Below are 26056 nucleotides of genomic sequence, written 5' to 3'. Positions count from 1 at the left end.
ACATGTACGTGAACGAAGTTCACGTCTGCGTTGGGCGGGAGCATGCCATGCGGCTGGCCGCCGGGGGAAGGTGTCGTACCGCCGGAGTTACGGGCGCCGTCGGCCTGGGCTGTGCCCACCCGTGCCGCCCTGCGGCACGATTGCCCACAGCGGTAGCGGCCACCGCCCTCCCACAGCGGTAGCGGCCACCGCCCTCCCACAGCGGTGGCGGCAACCGCCCTCCCCCCCCCCGCCCGCAGACGCCGAACTGCCGCACGCGGCACCGGGAGGGTGGCCGACCAGAGGTGTCGGCCGACGGTGGTGCGGACTACGGCCCGAAGCCATCGGTCGAGTGGAAACGGGCGGGCGGGTGGGAGATGTCCGCCGCGAAGCGGCGGGACAGGGAAGCCCCCCACCCGGGGAAAGCCGAAGAACTACCGGGGCTGGGTCAAGTGGGTGAACGCGTCCAGGTTGCGAGTGGATTCGCCGCGCGCGACGCGCCACTCGTACTCCTTGCGGATCGCGGAGGCAAACCCAAGCTCCAGCAAGGTATTGAAGGAGCCGTCGGCCGCTTCGAGGACGGAGCCGAGGAGCCGGTCGAGCTCGTCGGGCGTGACGGCGGCGAGCGGCAGCTTCCCGGCGACGTACACGTCCCCCAGGGAGTCGATGGCGTAACTCACGCCGTACAGGCGGAGGTTCCGCTCCAGGAGCCACCGGTGCACGCCTTCGTGGTTCTCGTCGGGGCACCGGATCACGAAGGCGTTCAGGGACAGCGAGTGCTTGCCCACGCGCAGCGAGAGGGTCGTGGAGAGCTTGCGCGTGCCGGGCAGCTTCACCACGTACGCACCGGGCTCGGGGGACTCCCACTCCAGCTCGGCCTCGTCCAGAGCCCGCTCGATCACCGCGGAAGGCGCCCCGCCAGCAACGTCAGCCATGGTGCGAGCGTACGTGACGCCGGTGATCGTGCACGGCGGCGGTGTACACGTCGGCCGTGGCGGACGCCGCGGTCCCCCATCCGAAGGACTCGGCGTGCCGCGCGGCCGCCGCGCCCATGCGGTCCACAAGCTGTGGACGGTCGGCGAATTCGCTCAGCACGCGCGCGTAGCGGGCGGGTTCGTGGCCGGAGACCAGGAACCCGGTCTCCCCGTCGCGCACGGCGACGGGCAGCCCGCCCACCGCCGCGGCGAGCACCGGCGTCCCCGCGGCCTGCGCCTCGATGGCCACCAGGCCGAAGGACTCGCTGTACGAGGGCATCACGAGGACGGACGCGGCCCGGAACCAGTCCGCGAGCTGCTCCTGCCCGACGGGCGGCTGGAAACGTACGACATCCGCGATCCCCAGGCGCGCGGCCAGCTTCTGCAGGCCCTCCGGCTTGGCGAGGCCGCTGCCGCTCGGCCCGCCGACGACCGGCACGACGATCCGCGAGCGCAGCTCGGGCCGCTCCTCCAGGAGGACGCCGACGGCGCGCAGCAGCACGTCGGGGGCCTTCAGGGGCTGGATGCGGCCGGCGAAGAGCGGGACGAGGGCGTCCTGCGGGAGCCCGAGCCGCCGCCGGGCGGCGGCGCGGCCGTCGGCCGGGCGGAAGCGGTCCAGGTTCACGCCGGGGTGGACGACGGCGACCTTGCCGGGGTCGGCTTCGTAGTGGCGTACGAGTTCGTCGGCCTCTTCGGAGGTGTTGGCGATGAGGCGGTCGGCGGCGCGCACGATCTGGGTCTCGCCGATGACGCGGGCGGCGGGCTCCGGGGTGTCGCCGACGGCGAGCGCGGCGTTCTTGACCTTGGCCATGGTGTGCATGGCGTGCACGAGGGGGGTGCCCCAGCGTTCGGCGGCCAGCCAGCCGACGTGGCCGCTGAGCCAGTAGTGCGAGTGGACCAGGTCGTAGTAGCCGGGGCGGTGGCCCGCCCAGGCCTGCATCACGCCGTGTGTGAAGGCGCACAGCTGGGCCGGCAGCTCCTCCTTGGCGAGGCCTTCGTAGGGGCCCGCGTCGACGTGCCGCACCAGCACCCCGGGAGACAGCTCCACGGTGGGCGGCAGGGCCGCCGTCGTGGCGCGCGTGAAGATCTCGACCTCGATGTTGATCGCGGCGAGCCGCTTGGCCAGCTCCACGATGTAGACGTTCATGCCGCCCGCGTCGCCGGTGCCGGGCTGGTGCAGCGGCGAGGTGTGCACGCTGAGCATCGCGACCCGGCGGGGCCGGCGGGAGGCGCCGGGCAGCCGGATGCGGGCGGGCGCCGATGGGGAGAGACGCCCGAGCCTGGTCACGTAGTGGCTCACGTGGCGGTCCTCCTTGGCCTTGACGGCGGGCACGGCGAGGGGGAGACCGGGTGCGGGCCTCCTGTGGAGGAGCAACACCGGAAGCGTCACCTCCATTTCCTCTTTGCCAAAGCATTACCTTGGAGGTCTCAACCGTGGGCCTTGCTTACGCTTGCCCCCATGGCCCCCCGCGTCCCCCGTCCGTCCGCTCGCCCCGTGGGAACCGTGACGCGCGGGACCACGAACCCCAACCGGCTGCGCCGCATGGACCGCTGGATCGCCGCCGCCCACGGGGCCGCGCTGCGCCGCGCGGAGACGCCGGTCGCCGTCGACCTCGGCTACGGCGCGGCGCCCTGGACCGCCGTCGAGCTGCTGCTGAGACTGCGCACCGCCGCCCCGCACGCGCGCGTGGTCGGCATCGAGATCGACCCGGAGAGGGTGGCGGCCGCCCGGCCGTACGAGCGCGAGGGCCTCACCTTCCGGCACGGCGGCTTCGAAGTGCCCCTGGCCGCGCGCCCGGTGCTGATCCGCGCGGCGAACGTGCTGCGCCAGTACGACGAGGACGCCGTCGCCGCCGTGTGGGAGCGGCTGTGCGCGCGCCTCGCGCCGGACGGGCTGCTCGTCGAGGGCACGTGCGACGAGATCGGGCGGCGGCACGTGTGGGTGGCGCTCGGGCCGGAGGGCCCGCGCACGGTGACGTTCGCGGCCCGGCTCGGCTCCCTGGAGCGCCCGTCCGACCTCGCCGAGCGGCTGCCGAAGGCGCTGATCCACCGGAATGTGCCGGGCGAGCCGGTGCACGCGTTCCTGCGCGACTTCGACCGGGCGTGGGCGGCGGCCGCGCCGTACGCCGCGTACGGGGCGCGGCAGCGGTGGATCCGGGCGGTGCGGGACCTGACCGCGGACTGGCCGGTGGCGGACCGGAGTTCGCGGTGGCGGCAGGGGGAAGTGACGGTGCGGTGGGGGGCGTTGGCGCCGGGCGCGGGCTGAACGCGGGGCGACGGGGCCGGGCTTGACCTCCGCGTTCCGGGGCAACGGGGCCGGGCTTGGCCTCCGTCATCCGGGGCGACACGACCGGGCTTGGCCTCCGCGATCCAGGGCGGCGCCGGGGGCTTGGCCTCCGCGATCCGCGGGCAACGATCTCCGTGACCTGCGGGGAACGATCTCCGCGTGCCGTTCGTCACATGGGACGGGTGGGGATCGGAGTTGTCGCGCGGCTCTGTCGTATTCGGCGCCGGCATGGCACCATCCCGGAGACGTTGGGAAGTTACTGACGGTAAATCAGCTTTGGGGGTGGCGGGCGTGACCGGCAAGGGGCACTCGGCGACGACGGCCGTGGCATTGATCTGCGCGTGCGCGGCCACGGTGCTGGCCGCACCGGGCACGGCGTTCGCGAGCCCGTCCGAGCCCACTCCCCCGACCCCTCCGGCGACGCGCCCGGGTGCGCCGAATCCGCCGGCGAACGGCTCCCTCGAAGAGGTCCGCAAGAAGATCGACCGGCTCTACCGCGAAGCGGGCACGGCCACCGATGCGTACAACGCCGCGGAGGAGAAGGCCGAGAAGCAGTCCGAGGAGATCGTCCGCCTGGCCCGGTCCATCGACAAGGGCCAGGCGAAGCTGGACAAGCTGAAGGCCCGCGCGGGCGCCGCGGCCCGCGCGCAGTATCGTGGCGGCGGCATCCCGGACGAGGCCCGGCTGATGCTCAGCGACAACCCGAGCCGCTTCCTGGACGGCGCGGGCCGCCTGCGCCAGGGCCAGCACGCCACCAAGGCCATGCTCACCGAAATGACCCGCACCCAGGCGGACTTGAAGACGTACGCCAAGGACGCCGCCGCCCAGTGGAAGAAGCTGGAGGCCAACCGCAAGGCCAAGGCCGAGGCGAAGAAGCAGGTCAAGAAGAAGATCGCCGCCGCCGAGAAGCTGGAGTCGCGCCTGGAGAAGAAGGAGCGCGAGCGGCTGCGGAAGCTGGAGGAGGAGGCCGCGCTCAAGCAGCAGTCGGCCTGGGTGGACACCGGCGTGCTCAAGGACGCCAAGGGCGAGGCGACGACGCCCGGCAAGAAGGCCATCGCGTTCGCCACGGCGCAGATCGGCAAGCCGTATGTATGGGGAGCGGAGGGCCCGAAGTCCTTCGACTGCTCGGGGCTCACGTCCCAGGCCTGGGCGGCCGCGGGCAAGGGCATCCCGCGCACCTCGCAGGAGCAGTGGAAGCAGCTCCCCCGCGTCGACGTCGAGAGCATGCGCCCGGGCGACCTGATCATTTACCACAAGGACGCCAGCCACGTCGGGCTCTACGTGGGCGACGGCGCCATCGTGCACGCTCCCCGCCCCGGGCGGAACGTGACCGTCGCGGGCGCGGGCTCCATGGAGATACTCGGGGTCGTACGCCCGGACAAGTGAGCCGGGCCACACGCGAGCCGGGGGCTTTGAGTCACCCCAGGCCGGGGCTGTGATCCGCCGCGGACCGGGGCTGTGTCCCACCCCGCGCCGCGGCTGTGACCCACCCGGGCCGGGGCCGTGGCCCGCCCCGCGCCGGGCCTGTGACCCACCGCACGGCACGCCCCTCCCCCGCCGCCCCGCTCAACCCTCCGGGCGTGATGTTCGTCATCACGGGCGGACCGAGTTCGTGCCCAAATGCGCTCCAGGATGCGGCATATGCCGTCGGCCACGTGCCGCGCGGCATTCCACACAGGCCCCGGCTACCGCTATGGTCCCCGTCTGGTGGGGCGTGCGACCGTCGCTCCACCATGCCCTCGGGGGGAGGGAAGGAACTCAACGATGCCCGTACCCATACCGCGGCAGAGAGCGATCCCGGCCGCGGAAGGCGGTCAGGCTCAAGCGGCACCGGCAGCCGAAGGCGCCGGGCCCGTCGGCAACAGCACCGCCGACGACAACACCGGCGGCCCCGCGGCCGCCGACCAGGGCCCTCTCGGCGACGACCCCCTGGGCAACAGCACGAACCTCACCCTGCTGGTGATCGAGGACGACCCGGCGGGCTCGCTGAGCGTGCCCGAGCTGCTCGACGCCGCGGGCAAGCCCATCCGCATCCGCACCGCCCGCAACCTCACCGAGGCCGAGCGGCTGCTCACAGACGACGTGCACTGCATCCTGCTCGACCTGGCGCTGACCGGCCGCGGCAACGGAGGCACTGGCCCCGGCGGCGCAGGCACCGGTTCCGCCGGCGGAGGCACCGGTTCCGGCGCCGGGACCGACGGCACGGACGACCCCGACGAGCTCGCCGTGCTCAAGCACGTGCTGCGCCTCGCGCCCCGGCACGCCGTCCTCGCGCTCACCGCGTCCGGCGACGCCGAGATCGGCGCCCAGGCGGTGCGCGTCGGCGCGCAGGACTTTCTGCTGCGCGAGGAGCTGGACGGCCGCCTGCTGAGCCGCGCCATCCGGTACGCGGTCGAGCGCAAGCGCGCCGACGCCGCCCAGCGCCAGCTCACCGAGTCCCGGCTGCGCGCGCAGGAGAACGCCCGTCTGGAGCGCGGCCTGCTGCCGACCCCGCTGCTCGACGGCTCCCCGCTGCGCTTCGCCGCCCGCTACCGCCCCGGCCGCTCCCGCGCGCTGCTCGGCGGCGACTTCTACGACACCGTGCGCACGCCCGACGGCTCGGTGCACGTGATGATCGGCGACGTGTGCGGCCACGGCCCGGACGAGGCGGCGCTCGGCGTCGAGCTGCGCATCGCCTGGCGCGCGCTGACCTTCGCGGGCCTGTGCGGGGACGAACTGCTCTCCACCCTGCAGCGGGTCCTGGAGCACGAGCGGGCCGACGAGGAGATCTTCGCGACGCTGTGCACGGTGGACATCGCGCCGGACGGGCGCCGGGCAGGCCTGTGCCTGGCCGGCCACCCGTCACCGCTGATAGCGCGCCCGGGCCGGCCCGCCGAGCTGCTTCCGTACGACGACGGGGGCCCCGCGCTCGGCCTGCTCCCGCGCGCCCGCTGGCCGCGTCGGCAGGTGGAGCTGGGCGGCAGCTGGAGCCTGATGCTGTACACGGACGGCCTGATAGAGGGCCGGATCGGCGAGGGCAACCAGCGGCTCGGCCAGGACGGCATGGTGGAGATGGTGCGCCGCCAGATCGCGGCGGGCCTGCGCGGCGAGGAGCTCCTGGAGGCCGCCGTGAACGAGGCCAGGGACCTCAACGGCGGCGACCTGACGGACGACGTGGCCGTACTGCTCCTGGACCGGGCGCGCTGAGCGCTTCGCTGGATGTGTGGGTTACCGGCCGCCGTTGTACGGCCCGTACGGACCGTCGCTGCTGGAGCCGCGGCGGCCGCCGCCCCCGCCGGTGATCTGCCGCAGCGCGGGCCGCACGTCGACCATGTACACGATGGTCGCGATGAGGCCGATGATGGGCAGGAACGACAGGATCGGGAAGAGCAGGTTCACCACGAAGGCGATCCCGAGGATGATCAGCCAGAACGGCTTGGTCTTCTTGTCCGCCGCGCGATAGGCGTCCTCGCGCCGGACCGCGGCGTCGAGCAGCGCGAAGCCGCTGAACACGATCAGGGCAAGCGACAGCAGCCACATGAGGTTCGCGAACCCCTGCATCAGCACAACGTCCACCACCAGTCTCGGCGTATCCCTACGCGACGTACGCAGTCACCGTACCCGCTTACCCCGACAACGGGCCGGGCACTCCGAGAGTGCCCGGCCCGCCGCGTACCCCGCTACCCCGCTACTTCACTACTTGGCGGGCGGCGTGGTCTTCTTCGCCGTCGTCTTCTTGGCGGCGGGCTTCTTGGCCGCGGGGGCCTTGCGGGCCGCGGCCGGGGCCGGAGCCGCGCCCTTGTCCCGCGCACCCGAGCCGGAGGCGGACGCGGAGCTCGCGGCGGCGCCCTCGTCGGTCGTCGTCTCACTGTCCGGCTCGACGGTGTCGGCCAGTTCGGCGAGCTCGTCGGCGGCCTCGCCGCGCCAGGTCCGCACGGTCTGCTCGCCGTGCTCGGCGACCTGGTCGTACTTCTCGCGCGCCTGGACCGTGTACTCGATGGCGACGCCGACGCCGCGCAGGGCCAGGTCCTGGGCGCTCTCGCCGAGCTTCTTCAGGTCGGTGTCGACGACACCGAGGAGCTCGGCGAACTTGGCCTGGAGGGCCTCACCGGCCTCCTTGGCGCGCGCCGCGGCCCGGTCCTGGACCTCCTTGGGGTCGGTCCTGCGCACCGCGTCGATCCGGCCCGGGGCCTCGGCGGCGAGCTGCTCGATGAGCCCGGGCACCTTCTTGGCCTGCTGGTACGCGAGGTCGGCGCCGCCCGCGACGAAGTACAGCGGCTTGGGGTCGGTGAAGGTCTTGCGCACGTCGTCGGTGATGGCCATGGCGATGGTCCTCCCGGATCCGGGTTTCGCTTCAGCTTGAGGGTTCGGCATCGTCGCCGTCGGCCGTGCGGGAGCCGTCAGCGGAGGTGTCGGCGGTGCCCCGGGCGCCGTTCTGGGACGCTTCCGGGGAGATGTCGTCCGCGTACGTAGAGGTGACGAAGCCGTTCTCCTTGCGGAACGACTCGTAGATCTGCAGGAGCACTTGCTTCTGCCGCTCGTTGATGGACGGGTCGGCGAGGATGACGGCGCGCGTCTCCAGCTCGTCCCGCTCCTTCTCGTCGAGGATCCCGGCGCGGACGTACAACGTCTCGGCGGAGATCCTCAGCGCCTTGGCGACCTGCTGCAGAACCTCGGCGCTCGGCTTGCGCAGCCCGCGCTCGATCTGGCTCAGATACGGATTGGACACCCCGGCGGCATCGGCGAGCTGCCTGAGCGAGAGCTGGGCGTTGCGCCGCTGCTCGCGCAGATACTCCCCGAGATTGCCGACGTTGAGCGATGCCATGGGTCGATACTGCACCCGCCCCGCTAACTATTGCAAGCACCTGCTTGCAATAGTGCGCTACGCCACGTCCGGGAGGAGTATGACCGTGCAGAGAGAGAAACCGTGAAGAGGGAGAAGAGGGAAAGGGGTTCCGTATGACGCCGGAGCAGCCCAAGACCGAGCTCGACGCCCGCTACAGCGCCGCGCTCAACCCGCGCCCGGGTGCGGAGGACGTCACCGCCACCGACTGGGCCGAGGCCCAGCGCCGGCTGCGGGCCGCCGAGGTCTTCTGGATCACCACGGTCAGGCCGGACGGCCGGCTGCACGTCACGCCGCTGATCGCCGCCTGGCACGACGGGGCGCTGCACTTCAGCACCGGGCCGGGCGAGCAGAAGGCGAAGAACCTGGCCGGCAATGCCCACTGCGCGCTCACCACGGGGCACAACACGCTCTCCGGAGGCCTCGACATCGTGGTCGAGGGCACGGCGGAGCGGGTGACGGATCCGGCGCGGCAGGACGAGGTCATCGCCGCGTTCGAGGCGCAGTACGGGGACCACATCACCTCGCCGGAGGGGACCTTCTACGGCTTCGGCGACAGCATCCGCAAGGGCACCGACCTGCTGTTCGCGGTGGCACCCGGCACGGCGTACGGCTTCGGGCACGACGGCCAGGTGTTCAGCCAGACCCGCTACACCTTCTAGCGGGCCTGGCCACAAGTCTCCGACTGCCGGGGGCCACCGACTACCGGTGACTACCGGGTCAGTTCGGCCCGTTCGTCGAGGCGGGTCAGCTTCCGCGGGTTTCTCACCACGTAGATCCGGGTGACCCGGCCGTGCTCCACCGCGAGGCTCACCGTGGCCGGCTCGCCGTCGAGGTCGAGGCGGCCCGCGGGCTCGCCGTTGAGCCACACGGCCGTCGTCTCGAACTCGGCCGACACCCGGTTCGCTCGGGCGAGCAGCTTCGCCACCACTTCGGCGCCGTGGAGCGGGGCGAGCGCGGCGGGCACGACTCCGCCGCCGTCGGTGATCAGGACCACGTCCGGCGCCATGACCGCGAGCAGTTCCCGCAACTGCCCGGTGCGCAGCGCGAGCAGGAACCGCTCCACCACGGCCTGCTGCTCCGACCGGCTCACCCGCACCCGCGGCCGCCGGGCCGCCACGTGCTCGCGGGCCCGGCGCGCGATCTGCCGCACCGCGGCCGGGGACTTCCCGATGGCCTCGGCGATCTCGCCGTGGGGCATCTCGAAGACCTCGCGCAGCACGAACACCGCCCGCTCCGTGGGCCCGAGCGTTTCGAGCACGGTGAGCATCGCGATCGAGACGCTCTCCGCGAGTTCCACGTCCTCGGCGACGTCGGGACCGGTCAACAGCGGTTCCGGCAGCCACTCGCCGACGTAGTCCTCTCGGCTGCGCGACAGCGTGCGCAGCCGGTTGAGCGCCTGCCGCGTGACGAGCCGGACGAGGTACGCGCGCGGGTCACGCACCTGCGACCGGTCCACGTCGGCCCACCGCAGCCAGGACTCCTGCAGCACGTCCTCCGCGTCGGCCGCCGACCCGAGCATCTCGTAGGCGACCGTGAACAGCAGGGCGCGATGGGTGACGTACGGATCGGCGTACGGGCCGACGTGCGCATCGGCGTACGGTTCGTCGGTCATGCCGCGTCGGCCCGCCCCGGGCGTGCCGCCATCGGGATCTCGCACGCCTCGGAGAAGCCCTGCGAGGTGATCCCGTGCGCCGAGTTGTTCCTCGCCGACATGTTGGCGAAGCCGATCGCCGCGGTGAGTTCGACCATCGCCACCGGGCCGAGACGGTCGAGCAGGCCCGCGTACAGCTCGTCGGTGACGGTCGGCGGCGTGTTCGTCATGGCCTCGGCGTACTGGAGGACGTCGCGCTCCAGCGGCGTGAACACCTCCGACTCCCGCCAGCGCGGCACCTGGCTCGCCTTGGCCAGGTCCAGATCCTTGTGCAGCGCCTGGAAGTAGTTGATGTCGAGGCACCAGCTACAGCCGACCTGCGCCGCGACCGCCATGTGCGCGAACGTCTTGAGCCCCTCGTCGGCCATGTCCCAGTCGTTCACCCTGCCCCCGATCTCCATGGAGTCCCGGGCGACCTTGGGGTTGTGCGCCGTCACCTCGAAGGGCTCGGGCACGGCACCGAACTGCTTGATCATGTCTTCGCCGAGCTCGGTGGGAAGTTCCGCCTTCGGAACGCGTAGCGCCATGGTGTCCTCCGTATACGGGTACGAGTCATATACATCTGCTTCGTACAACTGCTTCGTACGTGTGCTTCGTACGTGTGCTTCGTACGTGCTCGACATGAAGACACCGGCGGACGCGTGGATGTGACAAGCGCCGCCGGCACAGGCAAGTGGGCGGCTTCCCCGGTCGGGAAGCCGCCCACTTGAGGTGTGCGGTGAGGTTCTCTGCGGTGCCTCGCGGCCGGCCGAACCCCCGTCAGCTCTTGGTTTCCTTGTTGAAGGCGGACTTGGCCCACAGGTAGCCCACGATGGTCAGGCCCGCGCACCAGGCCAGCGCGGCCCAGGCGTCGTTGCCGATCTCGGTGCCCATCAACAGGCCGCGCAGCGTCTCGTTCATCGGGGTGAAGGGCTGGTACTCGGCGAACCAGCGGAGAGCGGTCGGCATGGAGTCCGGCGTGACGATCGCCGATCCCAGGAAGGGCAGGAACATCAGCGGCATCGGCGCGTTGGACGCGGTCTCGACGCTGTCCGCGCCCAGGCCCATCGCCGCCGAGATCCAGGCCAGCGAGAGGGCCAGGAAGATCAGGAGGCCGACAGCGGCCAGCCACTCCACCACGCTGGCGTTCGGACGGAAGCCCACCGCGAAGGCCACGGCGAGGACCGCGGCGAAGGCGATCACCGTCTGGAGCACATTGCCGACCACGTGGCCGATCAGGATCGAGGCCTTGGAGATCGACATGGTGCGGAAGCGGTTGATGATGCCCTCGGTCATGTCCGAGCACACCGACACGGCCGTGGGGACGGCGGCGGCCGTCATCGTCATCAGCAGGATGCCGGGAATGACGTAGTTGACGTAGTCACCGCGGTCACCGGTGCCGGCCTGACCGGGGATGTCGATGCCGCCGCCCAGCGCGCCGCCGAAGACGTACACGAACAGCAGCAGCATCATCAGCGGCATGATGACGATCGAGATCGTCATCGAGGGGTAGCGCTGCGCGCGCTTGAGGTTGCGGCGCAGCATCGTCATCGAGTCGCGCACGACGTACGTGTTGGTGCTCATCGCTGGGTCTCCTTCACAGCGGTCGTGCTGTCCGTGGCGGCGGACTTGCTGCCCTGGCCGGTGAGGGCGAGGAACACGTCGTCCAGGTCGGGGGTGTGCACGGTCAGCGCCTCGGCGTGGATGCCGGAGCCTTCCAGGACGTCGAGGACGGCGCGGAGGGCCGGGATGGAGCCGTCGCTCGGGATCTGGAGGGTGAGTGCCTCGTCGTTGCGCGTGATGGTGCTGAGCGCGAGGCGGTGCTGGGCGGCGTCCATGTGCTGAATGTCGTTGAACTGCAGGCGGATGTGGCCGCCGGGGATGCGGCGCTTGAGCTCGTCCGGCGTGCCCTCGGCCACGATCTTGCCGCCGTCCAGGACCACGATCCGGTCGGCCAGCTGGTCGGCCTCTTCCAGGTACTGGGTGGTGAGGAAGATCGTGACGCCGCTGGCGACGAGATCGCGGATCATGTCCCACATCGTGCGGCGGCTGCGCGGGTCGAGGCCCGTCGTCGGCTCGTCCAGGAAGATGATCTTCGGCCGGCCGACCAGGGTCATCGCCAGGTCCAGCTTGCGGCGCATACCGCCGGAGAAGTTGGCTGAGGGCTTCTTGCCGACCTCGGTGAGGTCGAAGCGCTCCAGGAGCTCGGCGGCGCGGCGCTTGCCCTCCGCCTTGTCCAGGTGCAGCAGGTCCGCGATGAGGAGCAGGTTCTCCTCGGCGGTCAGCAGGCCGTCGACCGCGGCGAACTGGCCGGTCACACCGATGGACTTGCGGATCGACTCCGGGTCCTGGTCCAGGTCGTGTCCGGCGACGCCGGCCGTCCCGCCGTCGTGGGAGATCAGGGTCGTCAGGATCTGGACCGTGGTGGTCTTGCCCGCGCCGTTCGGGCCGAGCATGGCGAAGACCGTGCCTTCGTTGACCTGCAGGTCGATCCCGTCGAGTACGACCTTGTCGCCGTACGACTTGCGCAGCCCCTGGGCGGTGATCCCCTTCGGCGGGGCGGTCAAACTGGTGGTGGCAGTCATCCTGCCGCCTCCTTACTTCCGTAGTTGATTCGGGGCCCGTCCCTGTGGTTCACGAGGCCCTGCGTGCGCTGTCAGGCGCGGCGGATGACGATGTCGCCGACCATGGTGCGGGCGTTCACCTTGACGAGCTCCGCGCCCTTGTCGGGGCCGTCGGTGGAGCCCATCAGGTTGCGGACGGTGCCTGACGTGGAGTTGGTCTCGAGCCAGGCCGCACTGGACTGGCTGACGCCGACTTCGATGTCGCCGTTGGTGACCGACACGGTGACCTGACCGCGGGTCACCTCGCCGATCTTGACGGGGCCGTCCTGCGACTTGGCCTCGACGTCTCCGTGTGCGACGCCCACGGAGACGCGGCCGGTGGAGGAGTCGACGCGCAGCTCGCCGGTGACTTCACCGAGTTCGGTGTCGCCGGTGAGGTTCTTGACGGTGGCCGAGCCCGCGACGGTGCTGAGGTCGACGCGGCCCGCGGCCTCCACCTCCACATCGCCGGTGGCGCGGTCCAGGCGGATGGCGCCGGACTCGGACTTGAGGAAGGCGGCGCCCACCTCCGCGACGCTGATGTCACCGGCGGCGCACTCGAACCGGCAGTCCCCCAGGCGGCCTTCGGCCGTGAAGGAACCGGCCGGCGCCAGGCCCCGGACGTCCGATCCCGCCGGCAGCTCGATGGTGATCTCCAGCGAGCCGCTCTTGCCGAACATCGAACGCGCCTTGGGGCCCCTGACCGTCAGGCGGCCGTTGCTGCAGGTGACCTCGGTCTGCTCCGCGGCCTTCACGTCGGTGTCGCTGCGGCCGTCGCTCGGGAGGACCGAGACGCTGGTGTCGAGGCGCTTGGAGGCGATGACGCGGGCGGTTCCGAGGTCGAACTCGATGGTGGCGGAGAGGGGCTCGGGGGTGTCGAAAGTAGGCATGGCTGTCCTGTCTCGCTGAGGCGTGTGAACCCGCCTGGCAGACCGGGCGGATGAGTTGTCGGGCGTCACTCCGGCGGGCCGGCGTGCTCAGCCCCTGGAGCCGTGCTGTCCATGACGCCAGCATGGCATCACCATGGCGCCAACGCAAGCCGTGATGGCACACAGGTAGTGCCACGGCGGGTGAGGCAGGCCACACAGCGCGTCGGCACACCGCCCGCGTACCCCTCTGAGCTGGGCCTACCCGGCTGAGGCCGGGTCGGGGAAGTCCCGCGCCGACGCCCCAAGAAGTCGGCAGGGCGCGACGTGGGCGACGCTTCAGGGACGCCCGAGAAGGATGTGGCACCGGCGCGGCGCCACCGCGCACCATCCCGCGCCACATCGCGCCACGACGGCGCCGTCAGCATGGGCGACGGGGGGCGATGCGGGTGGCGCAAGGCGGGTGGGCGACGGGAGGCGCGAGTCAGTGCTCCGGCGGGAGCGTCGCGGGACGGGCCGCCTCGCGGAGGGCGTGCCGGAGTGCGGTCACCGCCGGGTGGCGGCCGCGGCCGCGGCGTACGACCGTGAACAGCGCCCGGGCGCCCTGCTCCGGCGGCAGCGACCGCAGGGCGACCGTCGGCGGGCCCGCGTGCCACACCAGGTCCGGCAGGAACGCGACGGCGTGCCCCTGCTCCACGAGCCGCAGGTGCAGCAGCACGTCGGGCGACTCGAACCGTACGTCGGGCTCGAACCCGGCGGCGCGGCACACCGCCGTCGCCCAGCGCCGGGCCGCGCTGCCCTCGGGCTCCATGACCCAGGGGCGGTCGCCGGCCAGCGCGCGCAGACCGTCGCGCGGGTCACCGGCGTCCGCCGCCGCGGCCTCCCCGTGCGCCTCGGCCGCCTCGGCCGCCACAGCCTCCGGAAGGGCCAGCCGCAGCCGGTCGGCACACAACTCCTCCCGCTCCAGTACGCCGTCGCGGGCCCCGGCCGCCCCGCCCTCCGGGAATCCCGGGTACTCCTCCGCGACGACCAGGTCGAAGTCGCGGGCGAGCAGTGCGGGCAGGGCGTCCTCCGGCTCCAGTTGCGTGACGTGCGGGCGCAGTCCCGGGTGGGCCGCGCGCAGCAGGGTCAGCGCGGCCGGGATCAGCGCGAGGGCCGCGGTCTGGAAGGCGGCGACGCGGACCGTCCCGGTGAGGCCGGTCAGCGAGGCGGCGATGTCCGCCTCGGCCCGCTCCAGGCGTTCGAGGACGGCCTCGGTGTGCGCGACGAGGATCTCGGCCTGCTCGGTGAGGCGCACGCGCCGGCCGACCGGTTCGAGGAGCGGTACGCCCGCTTCGGCCTCCAGTTGCGAGAGCTGCTGGGAGACGGACGAGGGGCTGTACGAGAGGGCGGCGGCGACGGCGGCGAGGGTGCCGCGGTGCCTGAGCTCGCGCAGGAGGCGGAGGCGGTGGAGGTCGTACACGGCGCGGCACCCCGTTTCACCGGCTCATTCACTGGCGCGTTCAACGGCTCAATGTTCGGCTCTGCCGACGAATATACGTGGAAAAGATGTGCTGGACCGAAGGGTGGGAAGGGTCGCAGGGTTGCCTCATGACTGATGCCAGCACCAACGTCACATCCCGCGCCGAGTCCGGTGCCGACGCTCTCGTGGGTACGCCGCCCTGGTACGCGCGGCCCGGCGCGAGGGAGTGGGCGTGTGCGGCCGCGGCCACCGAGGTGCGCGCGTTCCACGCCGCACTCCCCGAGTACGCACCCACCCGCCTCGCCGAACTCCCTTCTCTGGCCGCCGAGTTGGGTGTCGGACGGGTCTTCGTCAAGGACGAGTCGACGCGGCTCGGGCTGCCCGCGTTCAAGGCGCTCGGCGCGTCCTGGGCCGTGCACCGGATCCTCGCGGAGCGGGCGCCAGGCGAGCGCGTCGAGCTGGTCACCGCGACCGACGGCAACCACGGGCGGGCGGTGGCCCGGATCGCGCGGGGGCTCGGGCAGCGGGCCCATGTGTTCGTGTCGCAGGGGGTGCATCCCGGGGCGGTGGCCGCGATCGAGGGCGAGGGGGCGCGGGTGACGCGGGTCGACGGGGACTACGACCGGGCGGTGCGGGAGGCCGCGGAGGCGGCGGAGGCGGGGGCCGTGGAGGGGGCGGTGCTGGTGCAGGACATGGGGTGGGAGGGGTACGAGGAGGTGCCCCGGTGGATCGTGGAGGGGTACTCCACGCTCTTCGCGGAGATCGACGGGCAACTGGCCGACGCGGGGGCCGGGTTGCCGGATCTCGTGGCCGTGCCCGTGGGGGTGGGGTCGCTGGCGCAGGCGGCCGTCACGCACTACCGGAGCCGGGGCGTGCGGGGTCCGGCGCTGCTCGCCGTGGAACCGACGGTGGCCGCGCCGCTGCTGGCGAGTCTGGTGCGGGGCGAGCCGGTGTCCGTGACCGCCGGGGAGACGGTGATGGCCGGGCTGAACTGCGGGACGGTGTCCGGGCTTGCCTGGCCGGTGCTGCGGGAGGGGCTTGACGCGGGGGTGGCGGTGACCGACGCGGGCGCCTTGGCGGCGGGCCGGGAGTTGGGGGCGCTGGGGGTGTCCTCTGGGCCTTGTGGTGCGGCTTCCCTGGCGGGGGTGCGGGCGGGGTTGACCGGGGTTGGGTCCCCGGCGCGCCGGGACGCTCTGGGCGTAGGACCCCGCTCCACGGTGGTGCTGCTCAGCACGGAGGGCACAGAGGCGAACCCGCACGGGGGCGGGGCGCCCCTGGCGTAAGGGTCACCGTGGGCCACACCCACGAGGTGGGTCGGACCTGCGTACGCCGCAGGGGCACCCGGCACCGGGGCTGCCTTAAGGGTCGGGAGCCGCCCCCTGGGCCACACCCACGAGGTGGGCCAGACCTGCGTACACCGGATGGGCACCCGGCACCGGGGCTGTGCCCACCCGTGCCGCCCCTGGCGGCCCAGCTGCCCACAGGGTAGGGGCCCACGGGTGGGCCCACCCGCCCCACCGGCGTCGGAACCAGTGGACCCACCCGGCTCGTCGACGCCAGTCGGCCTGCCCTGGCACCGGGAGGCCGGACTGGCCGCAGGGTCGGGCGGGCCCGAGGGGGCTTCGGCCCGGACGTTGTTGTTCCAGTGACGGGCGGGCGGGTGGGAGAGATCCGCCGCGGAGCGGCGGGACAGGGCAGGCCCTCAGCCCCCACGGCGGGAAAGCCGAACCCCAGCCGGGCGGCAGCCCCACGGCAACCCCCGGCTGTGCACCACGTCCAGCCGAGAAACCGCCCGCGTGAGCACCACGTACAGCCGATGGAGCCCCCGCGACTCCGCCTCCGCGATCGCGGCCGGCTCAACGGCCACCACGTGGTCGTACTCAAGCCCCTTGGCCACCGAAGCGGGCAGCACCGTCACACGCGCCCCCGACTCGTCGGGACCGGCCACCACCACGCCCGCACCGGCGAGAGCCGCACGCAGCCCGCCCACGGCGGCATCGGCCGCGATGACGCCGACCGAGCCCTCCCGGGTCAGCGCGGAGCGCACCGCGTCCACGGTGGCGGCGGCCACATCCGACACCTCACGGACCGTCAACTCGCCGTCACGGCGCAGGGACCGGGCGGGCGGCACATCGACGTCGAGCCCGGCGAGCAGCTCGTTGGCGAGCGTCACGACCGCCCGCGGAACGCGGAAGCCGGTCGTGAGCGGGGTGACGGTCGCGTCCGGCTTCCCCAGGTGGGCCATCAGGCCGGGCCACCCGCGGGCGGCCCACGGCGTGGTCCCCTGGGCGAGATCGCCGAGCACGGTGAGCGACCCGAAGTCCGCGCGCCGCGCGATCGCGCGGCACTCCATCGGCGACAGGTCCTGCGCCTCGTCGACCACGATGTGGCCGTACCCCTCGGGCCGCTCGACGAGACCGGCCAGCTCGTCGAGCAGGACGAGATCGGCGGCCGTCCACTTGGCCGACTTGTACGAGCGCGGGACCCTGGCCCACAGGATCGCCCGCTGCTCGTCGCCCGAGAGCAGCCCGTCGGCCGCCCCGGCCAACACGTCGGCGTCCCCGAGGAGTTCGTACAACACCTCCTCCGGCCGGGCCTTGGGCCAGGCCGCGTCGACGAACGCCGAGACCGGCCGAGCCCGGGAGATCTTCTGCACCCACGTGTTGCTCATCGCGCCCGCGCGCCGCTCGGCCTGCTCCTGGAGGTGGCGCACGGCGCGGCTGCGGACCCGCTCGCGCCCGGTCTCGTACGGCGGCTCCTCCGCGCGGACGTCCCGGACGATGCGGTCGAGTTCGTCGGCGGGGATCCGCCAGCGGTACGAGCCGTCCGGCACCGCCACCGCTTCGGCGCCGGTCGTCACGCGCGCGTACAGGTGGCGGCGCAGCACCTCCGCCATGCGGGCGTCGTGCTTGACGACGGCGGCCGCGTCCGGGTCGACGGCCCGCACCGGCTGCCGGGCGATCTCGTCCAGGACGGTGGACTGGCGCACGCCGGTCTCGCCGAGGGAGGGCAGGACCTCGGCGATGTAGCGCAGGAAGGTGCGGTTCGGGCCGAGGATCAGGAGGCCGGAGCGCTGGACGCGTTGCGGATGCGTGTAGAGCAGATACGCGGCGCGGTGCAGGCCGACGGCCGTCTTGCCGGTGCCGGGGGCGCCCTGGACGCAGACGGACTCGGTGAGCGCGGCCCGTACCAGGTCGTCCTGCTCGGGCTGGATGGTGGCCGCGATGTCGCGCATGGGGCCGACGCGGGGGCGCTCGATCTCGCCGGTGAGGATGCGGCTGGTGCCGCCCGCGTCATCGGAGGCCAGGTCGCCGCCCGCGGCACCGGAGGCCAGGTGCTCGTCCTCCAGACCGGTGAGGTCGGCCGAGTCCCCCTTGCTGCCCGGCGCCCAGCCGAAGCGGCGGCGTACGGCGACGCCCTGGGGGTCGCGGGCGCCCGCCTGGTAGAAAGCGCGCGAGACGGGGGCGCGCCAGTCGACGACGAGGGGCGGGGCCGACGGGTGTTCGGTGATGCGCAGTCGGCCGACGTGGTAACGCTGGCCGCGGTGGTCGCCCGCTTCCGGGGCGTGCGCGTCGAAGTCGAGGCGGCCGAAGAACAGCGGGGCCTCGGGGAGTTCGCGCATCTCCTTGGCCTTGCTGCGCAGTTGATAGCCGAGCACTTCGGCGTCGGCGCCGGACGCGGAGACGTTCTCGCCGGTGACCACGTGCTCCTGGGCGCCGTCGACCATCGCGGCGAGGGCGGCGCGGCAGGTGTCGTGATAGCGGCGCTCCCTGGCGAGGGCGCCCTCCAGGGCCGGGTCGGCCGCATCAGGGGTCTTGCCGGCGTCGTCACGTCGAGTCATGCCCCCGAGCGTAACAAGAAACGTTACCGAGTAACATTTCTTACCGAGAATCACGATGCGGTACGCTGCCCGCATGACCGGCGAGACGAACACCGCCGCGGGGCCCGTCGGCCTGCGGCAGCTCAAGAAGCAGCGGATGTACGAGGCGGTCTCCGACGCCGCGATCGCGCTCTTCCTGGAGCGCGGCTTCGACAAGGTGTCCGTCGCGGAGGTGGCCGCGGCGGCGGAGATCTCCAAGCCGACGCTGTTCCGGTACTTCCCCGCCAAGGAGGACCTGGTCCTGCACCGGTTCGCCGACCACGAGGACGAGGCGGCACGCGCCGTCGCCGACCGCCCGGCCGACCACTCCCCGCTGGCCGCCCTGCGCGCCCACTTCCTGGACGGCCTGGCCCGCCACGACCCCGTCACCGGCCTCAACGACGCGCGCGAGGTCCTCGCCTTCCACCAACTCCTGTACGGGACACCGTCGTTGGTGGCACGGCTTTACGCGTACCAGGAGCGGTCCGAGCGGGCCCTCGCGGACGCGCTCGCCGGGGACTCCCCGGACGCCCGCCCCGTCGCGCCCCTCGACGCCCGCCTCGCCGCCGCCCAGATCCTGGCCGTCCAGCGGATCCTCGCACTGGAGAACTGGCGCCGCGTCGACGCGGGCGAGCGCGCGGAAGCGGTGCGCCCGGACGCGGTGGCGGCGGCGGAGGAGGCGTTCGCGCAGTTGGCGCGGGGGCTTGCGCGGTACGCCTGAAAACACTTCCGCGCTTCAGCCGCCCTCCGGCTCCACCAGCGCCGCCACCCCGTCCAGCAGGCACCGCAGCCCGAACTCGAACTCCGCGTCCGGCTGGTCGTCCGGCTCGCCGAGGGCGCCGGAGCCGAGGAGCCGGCGCAGGGCGGGATAGCGGGCGGGGTCGGGCGCGGTCAGGGCGTCGACCGCGCGTTCGTAGCGGCGCATGACCTCGGCGGGGGCGAGGCCGCGGGCGGTCATGGCGGCGTCCAAGTCGGCCATGAGGGTGGCCTCGTTGCGTACGTAGCCGCCGACCAGCATCATCACGGAGATCTTCCGGCCCTCGTCGAGGCCGGTGTCCGCCAGGGCGGCGAGCCCGCGCTCCATCCACTCCAGCGAGTGCGGCGAGGCGGGCGGCGAGGAGATCGGGATCCGCAGGAGCCACAGGTTCCGGTGGAACACCTCGCGCTGGGCGCGCGCCCACCATTCGAGGCCCGCGCGCCAGCCGGTGATGTGCGCGGGCATCGGGGGCGGGGGCCCCAAGGCCGCGTCCTCCATCAGGACGTACAGCTCATCCTTGGCGGACACGTACCGGTACAGGGACATCGTCGAGACGCCCAGCTCCTTGGCGACGCGCCCCATGGAGACCGCGCCGATGCCCTCGGTGGCGGCGACGCCGATGCCCGCCCGGACGATGCGGTCGAGGCTGAGGCCGGGGCGCGGGCCCTTGGAGGGGCGCGGGCGCAGGCCCCAGGCCACCTCGAGGCTCGCGGGCAAGCCCGTGCCGCTGCCGCTCTCGTCGCCGTCCCCGCTGTCGCCGCCGTCCGCCGCCGTGTCCGGCATGCCCCGGGCCTCCTCCACCTCGTCGCTTGACGGACATGCTAGTTCTGCGTAACCCTTACACAGTAATGCGTAAGGGATACGCAGAAGGGTTTCCGCACCCTGGAGGGGCGATGTCCGCGAAGGCGTACGCGATCGAGGCCACCGGCCGCACCACCGCAGCAATCGAGGCCACCGGCCTCACCAAGTCCTATCGAGCCGGTGCCTCCGGCGCCCCCGTGCCCGTACTGCGCGGCATCGACCTGCGCATCCCGCCCGGCACCGTCTTCGCCCTGCTCGGCCCGAACGGCGCGGGCAAGACGACCACCGTCCGCATCCTCGCCACGCTCACCGAGCCGGACGCGGGCACGGCCGCCGTCGCCGGGTACGACCTCCGCGCCGAGCGGAGCCGGGTGCGCCGCGCGATCAGCCTCACCGGGCAGTTCGCGGCGGTCGACGAAGGGCAGACCGGCGCGGAGAACCTGCGCATGATGGCGCGCCTCGCGGGCCTCGGCCGGGCCGCCGCCCGGGCCCGCGCGGACGAACTCCTCGCCCGCTTCGGCCTGTCCGACGCCGCGGGACGTCTCGTACGCACGTACTCGGGCGGCATGCGGCGCCGCGTCGACCTCGCCGCGGGTCTGGTCGGCGAGCCCGAGGTGATCTTCCTGGACGAGCCGACGACGGGGCTCGACCCGCGCGGCCGCAGGGGGCTGTGGGACGTGGTGGCCGACCTGGCCGCGCGCGGCACCACCGTCTTCCTCACTACCCAGTACCTGGAGGAGGCCGACCGGCTCGCCGACCGCGTCGCGGTGCTGCACGACGGCGTGATCGCGGCGCAGGGCACGGCGGCGGAGCTCAAGTCCCGCGTGGCGGGCCACCGCCTCGACCTCACCCTGACCACGTCCGAGGCCTACCTCCGCGTCACCGCGCGGGCCCCGCACGCCACCCACCACGACCCGGCCACCCGCACCCTGGGCCTCCCCACCGACGGCACCGCACCCCACGTACGCGCGCTCCTCGACGAACTGGACCCGGGCGGCACGGAGGTGGCGTTCTTCGCCCTCCACACGGCGACGCTGGACGACGTGTTCCTGACGCTGACGAAGGAGCCCACCCATGCCTGAAACCCTGCCGAACGGCCCGACGCCCAACGCCCTGACGCCCAACGGCCTCACGGCGAACGCCCTGATCATGACCGGCCGTTCGCTCCGCCTGAGCCGCCGCAACGTGGACGCGCTCATCACGGGCCTGGCCCTCCCCGTCCTGCTGCTCCTGATCTTCGTGTACTTCTTCGGCGGGGCGATCGACACAGGGACGGACGCGCGGTACGTCACCTACGTCGTCCCGGGCGTCCTCCTCCTCTGCGCCGGGTTCGGCTCGGCCGGTACGGCGGTGGCCGTCACGGAGGACCTGAAGGGCGGCATCGTCGACCGCTTCCGCTCGCTGGACATCGGCGGCACGGCGATCCTGGCGGGCCATGTGCTCGCGTCGGTGGCCCGCAACCTGCTGGCCACCGCGCTGGTCCTCGCGCTGGCCTTCGCGATCGGCTTCCGCCCGGCGGCGACACCCGCGGGCTGGCTCGCCGCGATCGTGGTCCTGGTGGCCTTCGTCCTGGCCCTGTCCTGGCTGTCGGCGGCGGTCGGCCTCCTCGCCAAGTCCCCCGAGGCCGCGAACGGTTACACCTTCTTCGTCACCTTCCTCCCCTACCCCAGCAGCGCCTTCGTCCCGACCGACACGATGCCCGCCTGGCTGGCCACGTTCTCCGACCACCAGCCGGTGACCCCCGTCATCGAATCCCTCCGCGGCCTCCTCCTCGACCAGCCGGTGGGCTCGACGCCGTGGGTGGCGCTGGCGTGGTGCGGGGGGATTCTGGTGGGGGCGGTGGGGCTGGCGGGGGTGTTGTTCAGGCGGACGGGGCGGTGAGGGGGCGGGCCACGCGCCAGAGGGTGTCGAAGAGCTCCTGGCGCCGCACGATCTTCTCGCGGGCCGCCGCGCCGGCGTCGATGTGCCAGTGCGTGAGCAGCGAGTCGTACCCCATGAGGTCGAGGACCTGCCGCTCCGGGAGGTTGCGGGAGGGCTCCTCCTTGACCTCGTCGTAGATCCCGTCGAAGAGGTGCTCGCTGTCGACCAGGCAGAACTTCACGAACGGCGAGATGTGCAGGACGCGGAACTCCACCGCGAGCCGGCCCCTGCGGTCGTGGCGCAGCCGCCTGGCCAGGACGTCCATGCCCCGTTCGTACCCCTTCACCTGCCGCAGCAGATCACCGCGGAAGTCGGGGTCGTCCACGGCCTTCCCGGCGGCGTCGAGCATCCCCGGTATCTCCATCTCCCGGGTGAAGTCCGGCACCAGGATGCGCACCGTGACCTCCGGGCGGGCCGCGCCCTGCAGTCCGTCGAGCGACCTGGCGAGCTCGGTGACCACGGTCTCCCCGGTGAACCCGATCGCGTCGATCCGCGGGGCCGCCCGGCCGAGCGCCGCACCGAAGTACTGCCGCAGCTCACTCGCCGCGACCTCCTGCCGGGTGGCGGGACGCAGCGCGTCGTTGAGCCCCCGCAGCTCGCTGTAGAGCACGTAGCCGACCAGGCTGAGGATGGCGCCGCCGAGGTACGCCTTGCCTTCGAGGGCGTCGCCGACGGGGGTGACGAACTGGGCCACCAGGCCGAGTACGAACACGGCGAGGAGGAGTGTCTTGGTGACGGCGGACTCCGCCCGCGCCCAGCTCTCCGAGTCCGAACCCCATGCCATACGACCGCCGGCCATCAAGTTCCCCTGCCCACCACTGAGTTGACACGAGCACGTGCAGGAGCTCATGGTGCCCGCGGGCGGGGCGGTCAGGAAGACCGGGCGCTCGGCAGCCAGGAAGACCGGACAGCCGTCGGCCAGGCAGACAGTGCGGCCGTCACACGGCCGGACGCGGCTCGGCCGCCTCCCGCCCGTGGACCTCCGCGTGCCAGCTCCGCACGGCCTCCTCGGCGTGGGCCTGGTCCGGCACCCGCTCGAGCCGCAGCGGGTCGGCCGCCCGCCGCAGGGCCCGGCAGATGTGCGCGGCGGCGCCCGCGAAGTCGTCGTCGCCCGGGGCCTGTTCGGGCAGGGACAGGGCGGCGCGCATGACGTCAGGGAAGACCGACTGGGCGTACTCGAAATCCAGGTAGACGGGCAGATCGGGCTCCAGGCCCACCGTCAGTTCGGGCCGTCCGGCCGCCTCCATGGCCTCGGCCCACAGCCGCCGCATCCGCAGCTGCTGTTCCTTGTCGTAATCCATGCGTACGAGATGCGTCGCGAGGTCGTGCAGCGGGTCGCCGTACAGGGCCAGCTCCCAGTCGATGACGGCGATTTCCCTGCGGTCGACCACAATGTTGGCGCGATGGACGTCCGTGTGCAGCAGACAGAACGGGCGGCCGAGCAGCGGCGGGGCCTTCTCCTGGAACTCGGCCATGGCGTTCGGCCGGATACCGACCGCCTCGAATAGCGCGTCGAATCGCCGCCGGTTGGCCTGGTGCACCCGCTTCTCGGTGAAGTCGACGAGCCAGGCGAGAAAGCCGTCGGAATCCCCGTCCTCGGGCCACCCCGCGGGCCTCGGCGGCAGCTCGGACTCCGGTACGGACACGGTTCTGGCGAAGAAATCGGCGAGCTTGACCATCAACTCGTCGGTGTTGAGCTCGTCCTCGTCGACCTCGGTCAGCGGGCGTCCGGCACGGTAGGCGTGCATCGACCAGTCGCCGAAGTCGAGCAGACAGCGCGGCACTTCCCTGAGATGCCGCGCGACCACTTCGAGGAGTTCGCCCTCCCTCGGCCAGATACGCGGCGCGACCTCCGCGGCCTCCAGCGGCGTACGGCATTTCACCCGCGCGCGAAACGGCATCGTCCGCAGCAACACCGCCAGCGTCCAGCCGAGCGGCACGATGTAGTTGCTGTTGTGATAGCCCGTAACTACCTTCCCACCAGGGCGTTCACGATGGGCGGCGGCCAATTTGCGGACCAGCCGGCCGTAAGGGCCGACCGGGGCCGAGGGCGCCGAATCGGCTCTGCCGGGCAGAGGTTGCGACATGAGCGCTGAGGGTATCTCCCCCGCGGAACTCGTATCGGCGCATGCCACTATGTGGACGCTCGCACTCACTTACCTTGCGCGCCTGTGTCATTACTGCGTGTTCCGGCCGCCCGGAATATGTCGGGCGGTTTTACCATTTCGCGCCCAACACCCCACGGCATTCCGCTCCGACAACGACCGGACGGGGCGTCAAAGGCGGACGGACAAGGCAGCAAAGAGGAACGGCCGAATTCGCTCCGGCGGTTGCGCCGGGGCACCGGCCGCTATCTCATGCCGCCCCCGAGGATGCGCAGCAGCGGCGCCAGTGACGTCACAATCCACCCGGCGCCGGCCTCCTGGAGGATGCGCAGCTTGCGTGCGTTGCGCGCGTAGCCGAGGAAGCGCACTCCGGCGGCCCGCGCGGCGTGGCAGTCCGAGGCGGCGTCACCGATCATCAGGGTGCGGGCGGGGTCGGCGCCCATGGCGACGAGGGCGCGGTTGACGCAGTACGGATCCGGCTTGAGCAGGTGCAGGTTCTGCGTGCGGCCGTATATGTGCGGCGCGAAGCAGTCGATCAGGCCGCGGTCGGACAGATAACTGGCCACCGGCCCGGGCGAGTTGTTCGTGGTGATGGCGAGCCGGGTGCCGGAGGCCCACCAGGTGCGGACGAGCGCGTCGGCGTAGGCCGTGGGCCAGGCGGACGGCACCGCCTTCTGCTCCTCGTGGGTGAGCCGCGCCTCGAGGTCGACGACCAGGTCACTGTCGGGATGGCGCTCGTCGACGGCGCGCAGCACGACGTACGGATCGGCCTCGTCGCGTACACCGTCCGCAAGGAGACCGTGCAGCCCCCGTTCCTCGAGCCAGCGCACCTGCTCCTCCGCGACCTTCCGCGCCGAATGCCCGGCGAAGAGGCGGCAGATGGGGCCGTCGAAGTCGAAGAGCACGAACCGGGCTTCGGCGATCAGCGCCCGGAGGTGCTCGTTCTCGTCCGCCACCGGTTCGGGCGCTGTCGCGTCGGGTTGCGTGGAATCAGGAGTCACCTAAGAGAGTGTCAGGTCCGTCGTGATCGTTTCCCAGAGGGCGTCGAACCACTTCTGAGATTCCGCGACGAAACCGGAGTCGCGCGGGCTGGTGCCGTCGGTGAAGGAGAAGAGTGCGGCGGTGAGACCGCCGGCGTCGTAGGCGGGGACGCTCTCGCCGTCGAGCCCGTCGAGCAGCACGTCCATGGGCTCCAGCGTGTAGTACGCGAGCAGCGCCTCGGAGCCGTTGAGCAGATAGAGCTTCACGGGGGTCGTGAACGGCAGGGCGCGGAAGGTGACATGGACGTCGATCTTGTGGGACTGCCGCAGCGCGATGAGGTTGTGGCGCAGGACGTGCCCCTGGGAGTTCCGCTGGGCCAGCCAGCGCCGCTGCAGCCGGTCCCGGTCCCCCTCGTCGCCGTTCGCGACCGGCACCGGGAAGGCGAGGTCGATGTCGCTGCTCGGCAGCAGGATGCGGACGTCGATCGACTCCGGGCGCACCCGCCCCTGGTGGATCTGCCGGATCGGCTCGGTGACGGCGTTCATCAGCGTCTCGGCCGTGTACGAGACGGCGTCCACCCGCACGTGCGGCTCCTGGAACGCCTCCACGAGGCGGGGGGCGAGGGCCACCATCGACGGCTGCGGCTGCGGCTGGGCGCCGGGGGGCGCCGCGGCCGCGGCGGGCTCCCCCGCGACCCGCGGCGGGCTCCCCCTGCTGATGTGGTTCAGCAACCCGTCCCGCTGCAGCGCCAGCAGCGCCTGCCGCACCGTCCCGCGCTCCACGCCGAACTCCTGGGCGAGCCGGGCCTGGGTGGGGAGGCGGTCGCCCGCCTTGAGGGTGCCGGTGCGGATGCGGTCGCGCAGGGCGTCGGCGATGTCCTGGGGGGAGGTCTTTCTGCTGCCGTTCACTGCAACGCTCTCCTTGGTCACGACCAGACGATACAACTCCCTCGCCATCTCAGGGAGTTGACGGGAAGTGGGTTAGGAAGGCCGACCAAGTGGGGACAA

25 protein-coding genes are annotated in these 26056 nt (G+C 72.4%); 8 read left to right on the top strand and 17 right to left on the bottom strand.

Going from position 1 to position 26056, the window contains the following annotated elements; translation table 11 throughout:
* Positions 1-413: 413 nt before the first annotated feature.
* Both AC0KTA_RS20290 and mshA read right to left on the bottom strand, forming a co-directional pair.
* Positions 414-914: a type III secretion system chaperone family protein gene (locus tag AC0KTA_RS20290; protein ID WP_481049632.1), complete on the bottom strand. Its 501-nt coding sequence runs from the start codon at positions 912-914 to the stop codon at positions 414-416.
* The gene (gene mshA, locus AC0KTA_RS20285; protein WP_481049631.1) at positions 907-2253 is read right to left on the bottom strand and encodes a D-inositol-3-phosphate glycosyltransferase; all 1347 of its coding nucleotides are present in this window, start codon (positions 2251-2253) and stop codon (positions 907-909) included. Before mshA ends, AC0KTA_RS20290 begins: the two co-directional genes overlap by 8 nt.
* A 159-nt stretch (positions 2254-2412) precedes the next feature.
* Here mshA and AC0KTA_RS20280 point away from each other — a divergent pair, with 159 nt between their 5' ends.
* From AC0KTA_RS20280 to AC0KTA_RS20270, 3 genes are all read left to right on the top strand, one after another.
* Complete coding sequence (locus AC0KTA_RS20280) at positions 2413-3219, top strand: class I SAM-dependent methyltransferase (protein ID WP_481049630.1); 807 nt, start codon at positions 2413-2415, stop codon at positions 3217-3219.
* A 303-nt stretch (positions 3220-3522) separates the two neighbouring features.
* Positions 3523-4626, top strand: a complete 1104-nt coding sequence (locus tag AC0KTA_RS20275) for a C40 family peptidase (RefSeq protein WP_481049629.1) — start codon at positions 3523-3525, stop codon at positions 4624-4626.
* A 378-nt stretch (positions 4627-5004) separates the two neighbouring features.
* On the top strand, positions 5005-6426 hold the full coding sequence (locus tag AC0KTA_RS20270) for a PP2C family protein-serine/threonine phosphatase (RefSeq protein ID WP_481049628.1): 1422 nt from the start codon (positions 5005-5007) through the stop codon (positions 6424-6426).
* Between the two features lie 21 nt (positions 6427-6447).
* On the opposite strand, the gene AC0KTA_RS20265 is transcribed toward AC0KTA_RS20270, so the two are convergent.
* The 3 genes from AC0KTA_RS20265 to AC0KTA_RS20255 all read right to left on the bottom strand — a co-directional run bounded on the left by AC0KTA_RS20265 (position 6448) and on the right by AC0KTA_RS20255 (position 8044).
* Positions 6448-6798, bottom strand: a complete 351-nt coding sequence (locus AC0KTA_RS20265; protein ID WP_229863521.1) for a DUF2516 family protein — start codon at positions 6796-6798, stop codon at positions 6448-6450.
* Positions 6799-6915: 117 nt separating this feature from the next.
* A complete protein-coding gene (locus tag AC0KTA_RS20260; protein ID WP_481049627.1) occupies positions 6916-7542 on the bottom strand; it encodes a hypothetical protein in 627 nt (208 codons plus the stop codon).
* A 31-nt stretch (positions 7543-7573) separates the two neighbouring features.
* Positions 7574-8044, bottom strand: coding sequence for a helix-turn-helix domain-containing protein (locus AC0KTA_RS20255; RefSeq protein ID WP_481049626.1), 471 nt, complete (start codon positions 8042-8044; stop codon positions 7574-7576).
* A 134-nt stretch (positions 8045-8178) separates the two neighbouring features.
* Here AC0KTA_RS20255 and AC0KTA_RS20250 point away from each other — a divergent pair, with 134 nt between their 5' ends.
* Positions 8179-8724, top strand: a complete 546-nt coding sequence (locus AC0KTA_RS20250) for a pyridoxamine 5'-phosphate oxidase family protein (RefSeq protein WP_481049625.1) — start codon at positions 8179-8181, stop codon at positions 8722-8724.
* Between the two features lie 50 nt (positions 8725-8774).
* Here the strand turns inward: AC0KTA_RS20250 and AC0KTA_RS20245 are convergent, their stop codons facing one another.
* The 6 genes from AC0KTA_RS20245 to AC0KTA_RS20220 all read right to left on the bottom strand — a co-directional run bounded on the left by AC0KTA_RS20245 (position 8775) and on the right by AC0KTA_RS20220 (position 14626).
* Complete coding sequence (locus AC0KTA_RS20245; protein WP_481049624.1) at positions 8775-9677, bottom strand: RNA polymerase sigma-70 factor; 903 nt, start codon at positions 9675-9677, stop codon at positions 8775-8777.
* A complete protein-coding gene (locus AC0KTA_RS20240) occupies positions 9674-10243 on the bottom strand; it encodes a carboxymuconolactone decarboxylase family protein (RefSeq protein ID WP_481049623.1) in 570 nt (189 codons plus the stop codon). Before AC0KTA_RS20240 ends, AC0KTA_RS20245 begins: the two co-directional genes overlap by 4 nt.
* 232 nt (positions 10244-10475) lie before the next feature.
* The gene (locus AC0KTA_RS20235) at positions 10476-11279 is read right to left on the bottom strand and encodes an ABC transporter permease (protein WP_481049622.1); all 804 of its coding nucleotides are present in this window, start codon (positions 11277-11279) and stop codon (positions 10476-10478) included.
* Positions 11276-12280: an ATP-binding cassette domain-containing protein gene (locus AC0KTA_RS20230; RefSeq protein ID WP_481049621.1), complete on the bottom strand. Its 1005-nt coding sequence runs from the start codon at positions 12278-12280 to the stop codon at positions 11276-11278. Before AC0KTA_RS20230 ends, AC0KTA_RS20235 begins: the two co-directional genes overlap by 4 nt.
* Positions 12281-12351: 71 nt before the next feature.
* On the bottom strand, positions 12352-13188 hold the full coding sequence (locus AC0KTA_RS20225) for a DUF4097 family beta strand repeat-containing protein (protein WP_481049620.1): 837 nt from the start codon (positions 13186-13188) through the stop codon (positions 12352-12354).
* A 460-nt stretch (positions 13189-13648) separates the two neighbouring features.
* The gene (locus AC0KTA_RS20220; protein ID WP_481049619.1) at positions 13649-14626 is read right to left on the bottom strand and encodes a LysR family transcriptional regulator; all 978 of its coding nucleotides are present in this window, start codon (positions 14624-14626) and stop codon (positions 13649-13651) included.
* Between the two features lie 128 nt (positions 14627-14754).
* On the opposite strand from AC0KTA_RS20220, the gene AC0KTA_RS20215 reads away from it, so the two are divergent.
* Complete coding sequence (locus tag AC0KTA_RS20215) at positions 14755-15909, top strand: diaminopropionate ammonia-lyase (RefSeq protein ID WP_481049618.1); 1155 nt, start codon at positions 14755-14757, stop codon at positions 15907-15909.
* 419 nt (positions 15910-16328) lie between these two features.
* Here AC0KTA_RS20215 and AC0KTA_RS20210 read toward each other — a convergent pair whose 3' ends face one another.
* Complete coding sequence (locus AC0KTA_RS20210; RefSeq protein WP_481049617.1) at positions 16329-18467, bottom strand: HelD family protein; 2139 nt, start codon at positions 18465-18467, stop codon at positions 16329-16331.
* Positions 18468-18540: 73 nt separating this feature from the next.
* On the opposite strand from AC0KTA_RS20210, the gene AC0KTA_RS20205 reads away from it, so the two are divergent.
* Entirely contained in the window at positions 18541-19206 is a 666-nt protein-coding gene (locus tag AC0KTA_RS20205; protein ID WP_481049616.1) for a TetR/AcrR family transcriptional regulator, read from the top strand.
* Positions 19207-19221: 15 nt separating this feature from the next.
* Here the strand turns inward: AC0KTA_RS20205 and AC0KTA_RS20200 are convergent, their stop codons facing one another.
* A complete protein-coding gene (locus tag AC0KTA_RS20200; RefSeq protein ID WP_481049615.1) occupies positions 19222-20025 on the bottom strand; it encodes a TetR/AcrR family transcriptional regulator in 804 nt (267 codons plus the stop codon).
* Positions 20026-20135: 110 nt separating this feature from the next.
* Between AC0KTA_RS20200 and AC0KTA_RS20195 the strand changes: the two genes are divergently transcribed.
* Together AC0KTA_RS20195 and AC0KTA_RS20190 are read left to right on the top strand one after the other, a co-directional pair.
* Positions 20136-21125, top strand: a complete 990-nt coding sequence (locus tag AC0KTA_RS20195) for an ABC transporter ATP-binding protein (protein ID WP_481049614.1) — start codon at positions 20136-20138, stop codon at positions 21123-21125.
* Positions 21126-21192: 67 nt separating this feature from the next.
* Positions 21193-21924, top strand: a complete 732-nt coding sequence (locus AC0KTA_RS20190) for an ABC transporter permease (RefSeq protein ID WP_481056494.1) — start codon at positions 21193-21195, stop codon at positions 21922-21924.
* Here the strand turns inward: AC0KTA_RS20190 and AC0KTA_RS20185 are convergent.
* The 4 genes from AC0KTA_RS20185 to AC0KTA_RS20170 all read right to left on the bottom strand — a co-directional run bounded on the left by AC0KTA_RS20185 (position 21905) and on the right by AC0KTA_RS20170 (position 26005).
* Complete coding sequence (locus tag AC0KTA_RS20185) at positions 21905-22762, bottom strand: ATP/GTP-binding protein (RefSeq protein WP_481049613.1); 858 nt, start codon at positions 22760-22762, stop codon at positions 21905-21907. The genes AC0KTA_RS20190 and AC0KTA_RS20185 overlap by 20 nt on opposite strands.
* A gap of 139 nt (positions 22763-22901) precedes the next feature.
* Positions 22902-24050, bottom strand: coding sequence for an aminoglycoside phosphotransferase family protein (locus tag AC0KTA_RS20180; RefSeq protein ID WP_481049612.1), 1149 nt, complete (start codon positions 24048-24050; stop codon positions 22902-22904).
* A gap of 263 nt (positions 24051-24313) precedes the next feature.
* Entirely contained in the window at positions 24314-25069 is a 756-nt protein-coding gene (locus tag AC0KTA_RS20175; RefSeq protein WP_481049611.1) for an HAD family hydrolase, read from the bottom strand.
* Positions 25070-26005, bottom strand: a complete 936-nt coding sequence (locus AC0KTA_RS20170; protein ID WP_481049610.1) for a winged helix-turn-helix domain-containing protein — start codon at positions 26003-26005, stop codon at positions 25070-25072.
* Positions 26006-26056: the final 51 nt, after the last annotated feature.

This window comes from Streptomyces sp. Y309, from assembly GCF_056712025.1.
This window is presented reverse-complemented; position numbering and strand designations above follow the sequence as displayed.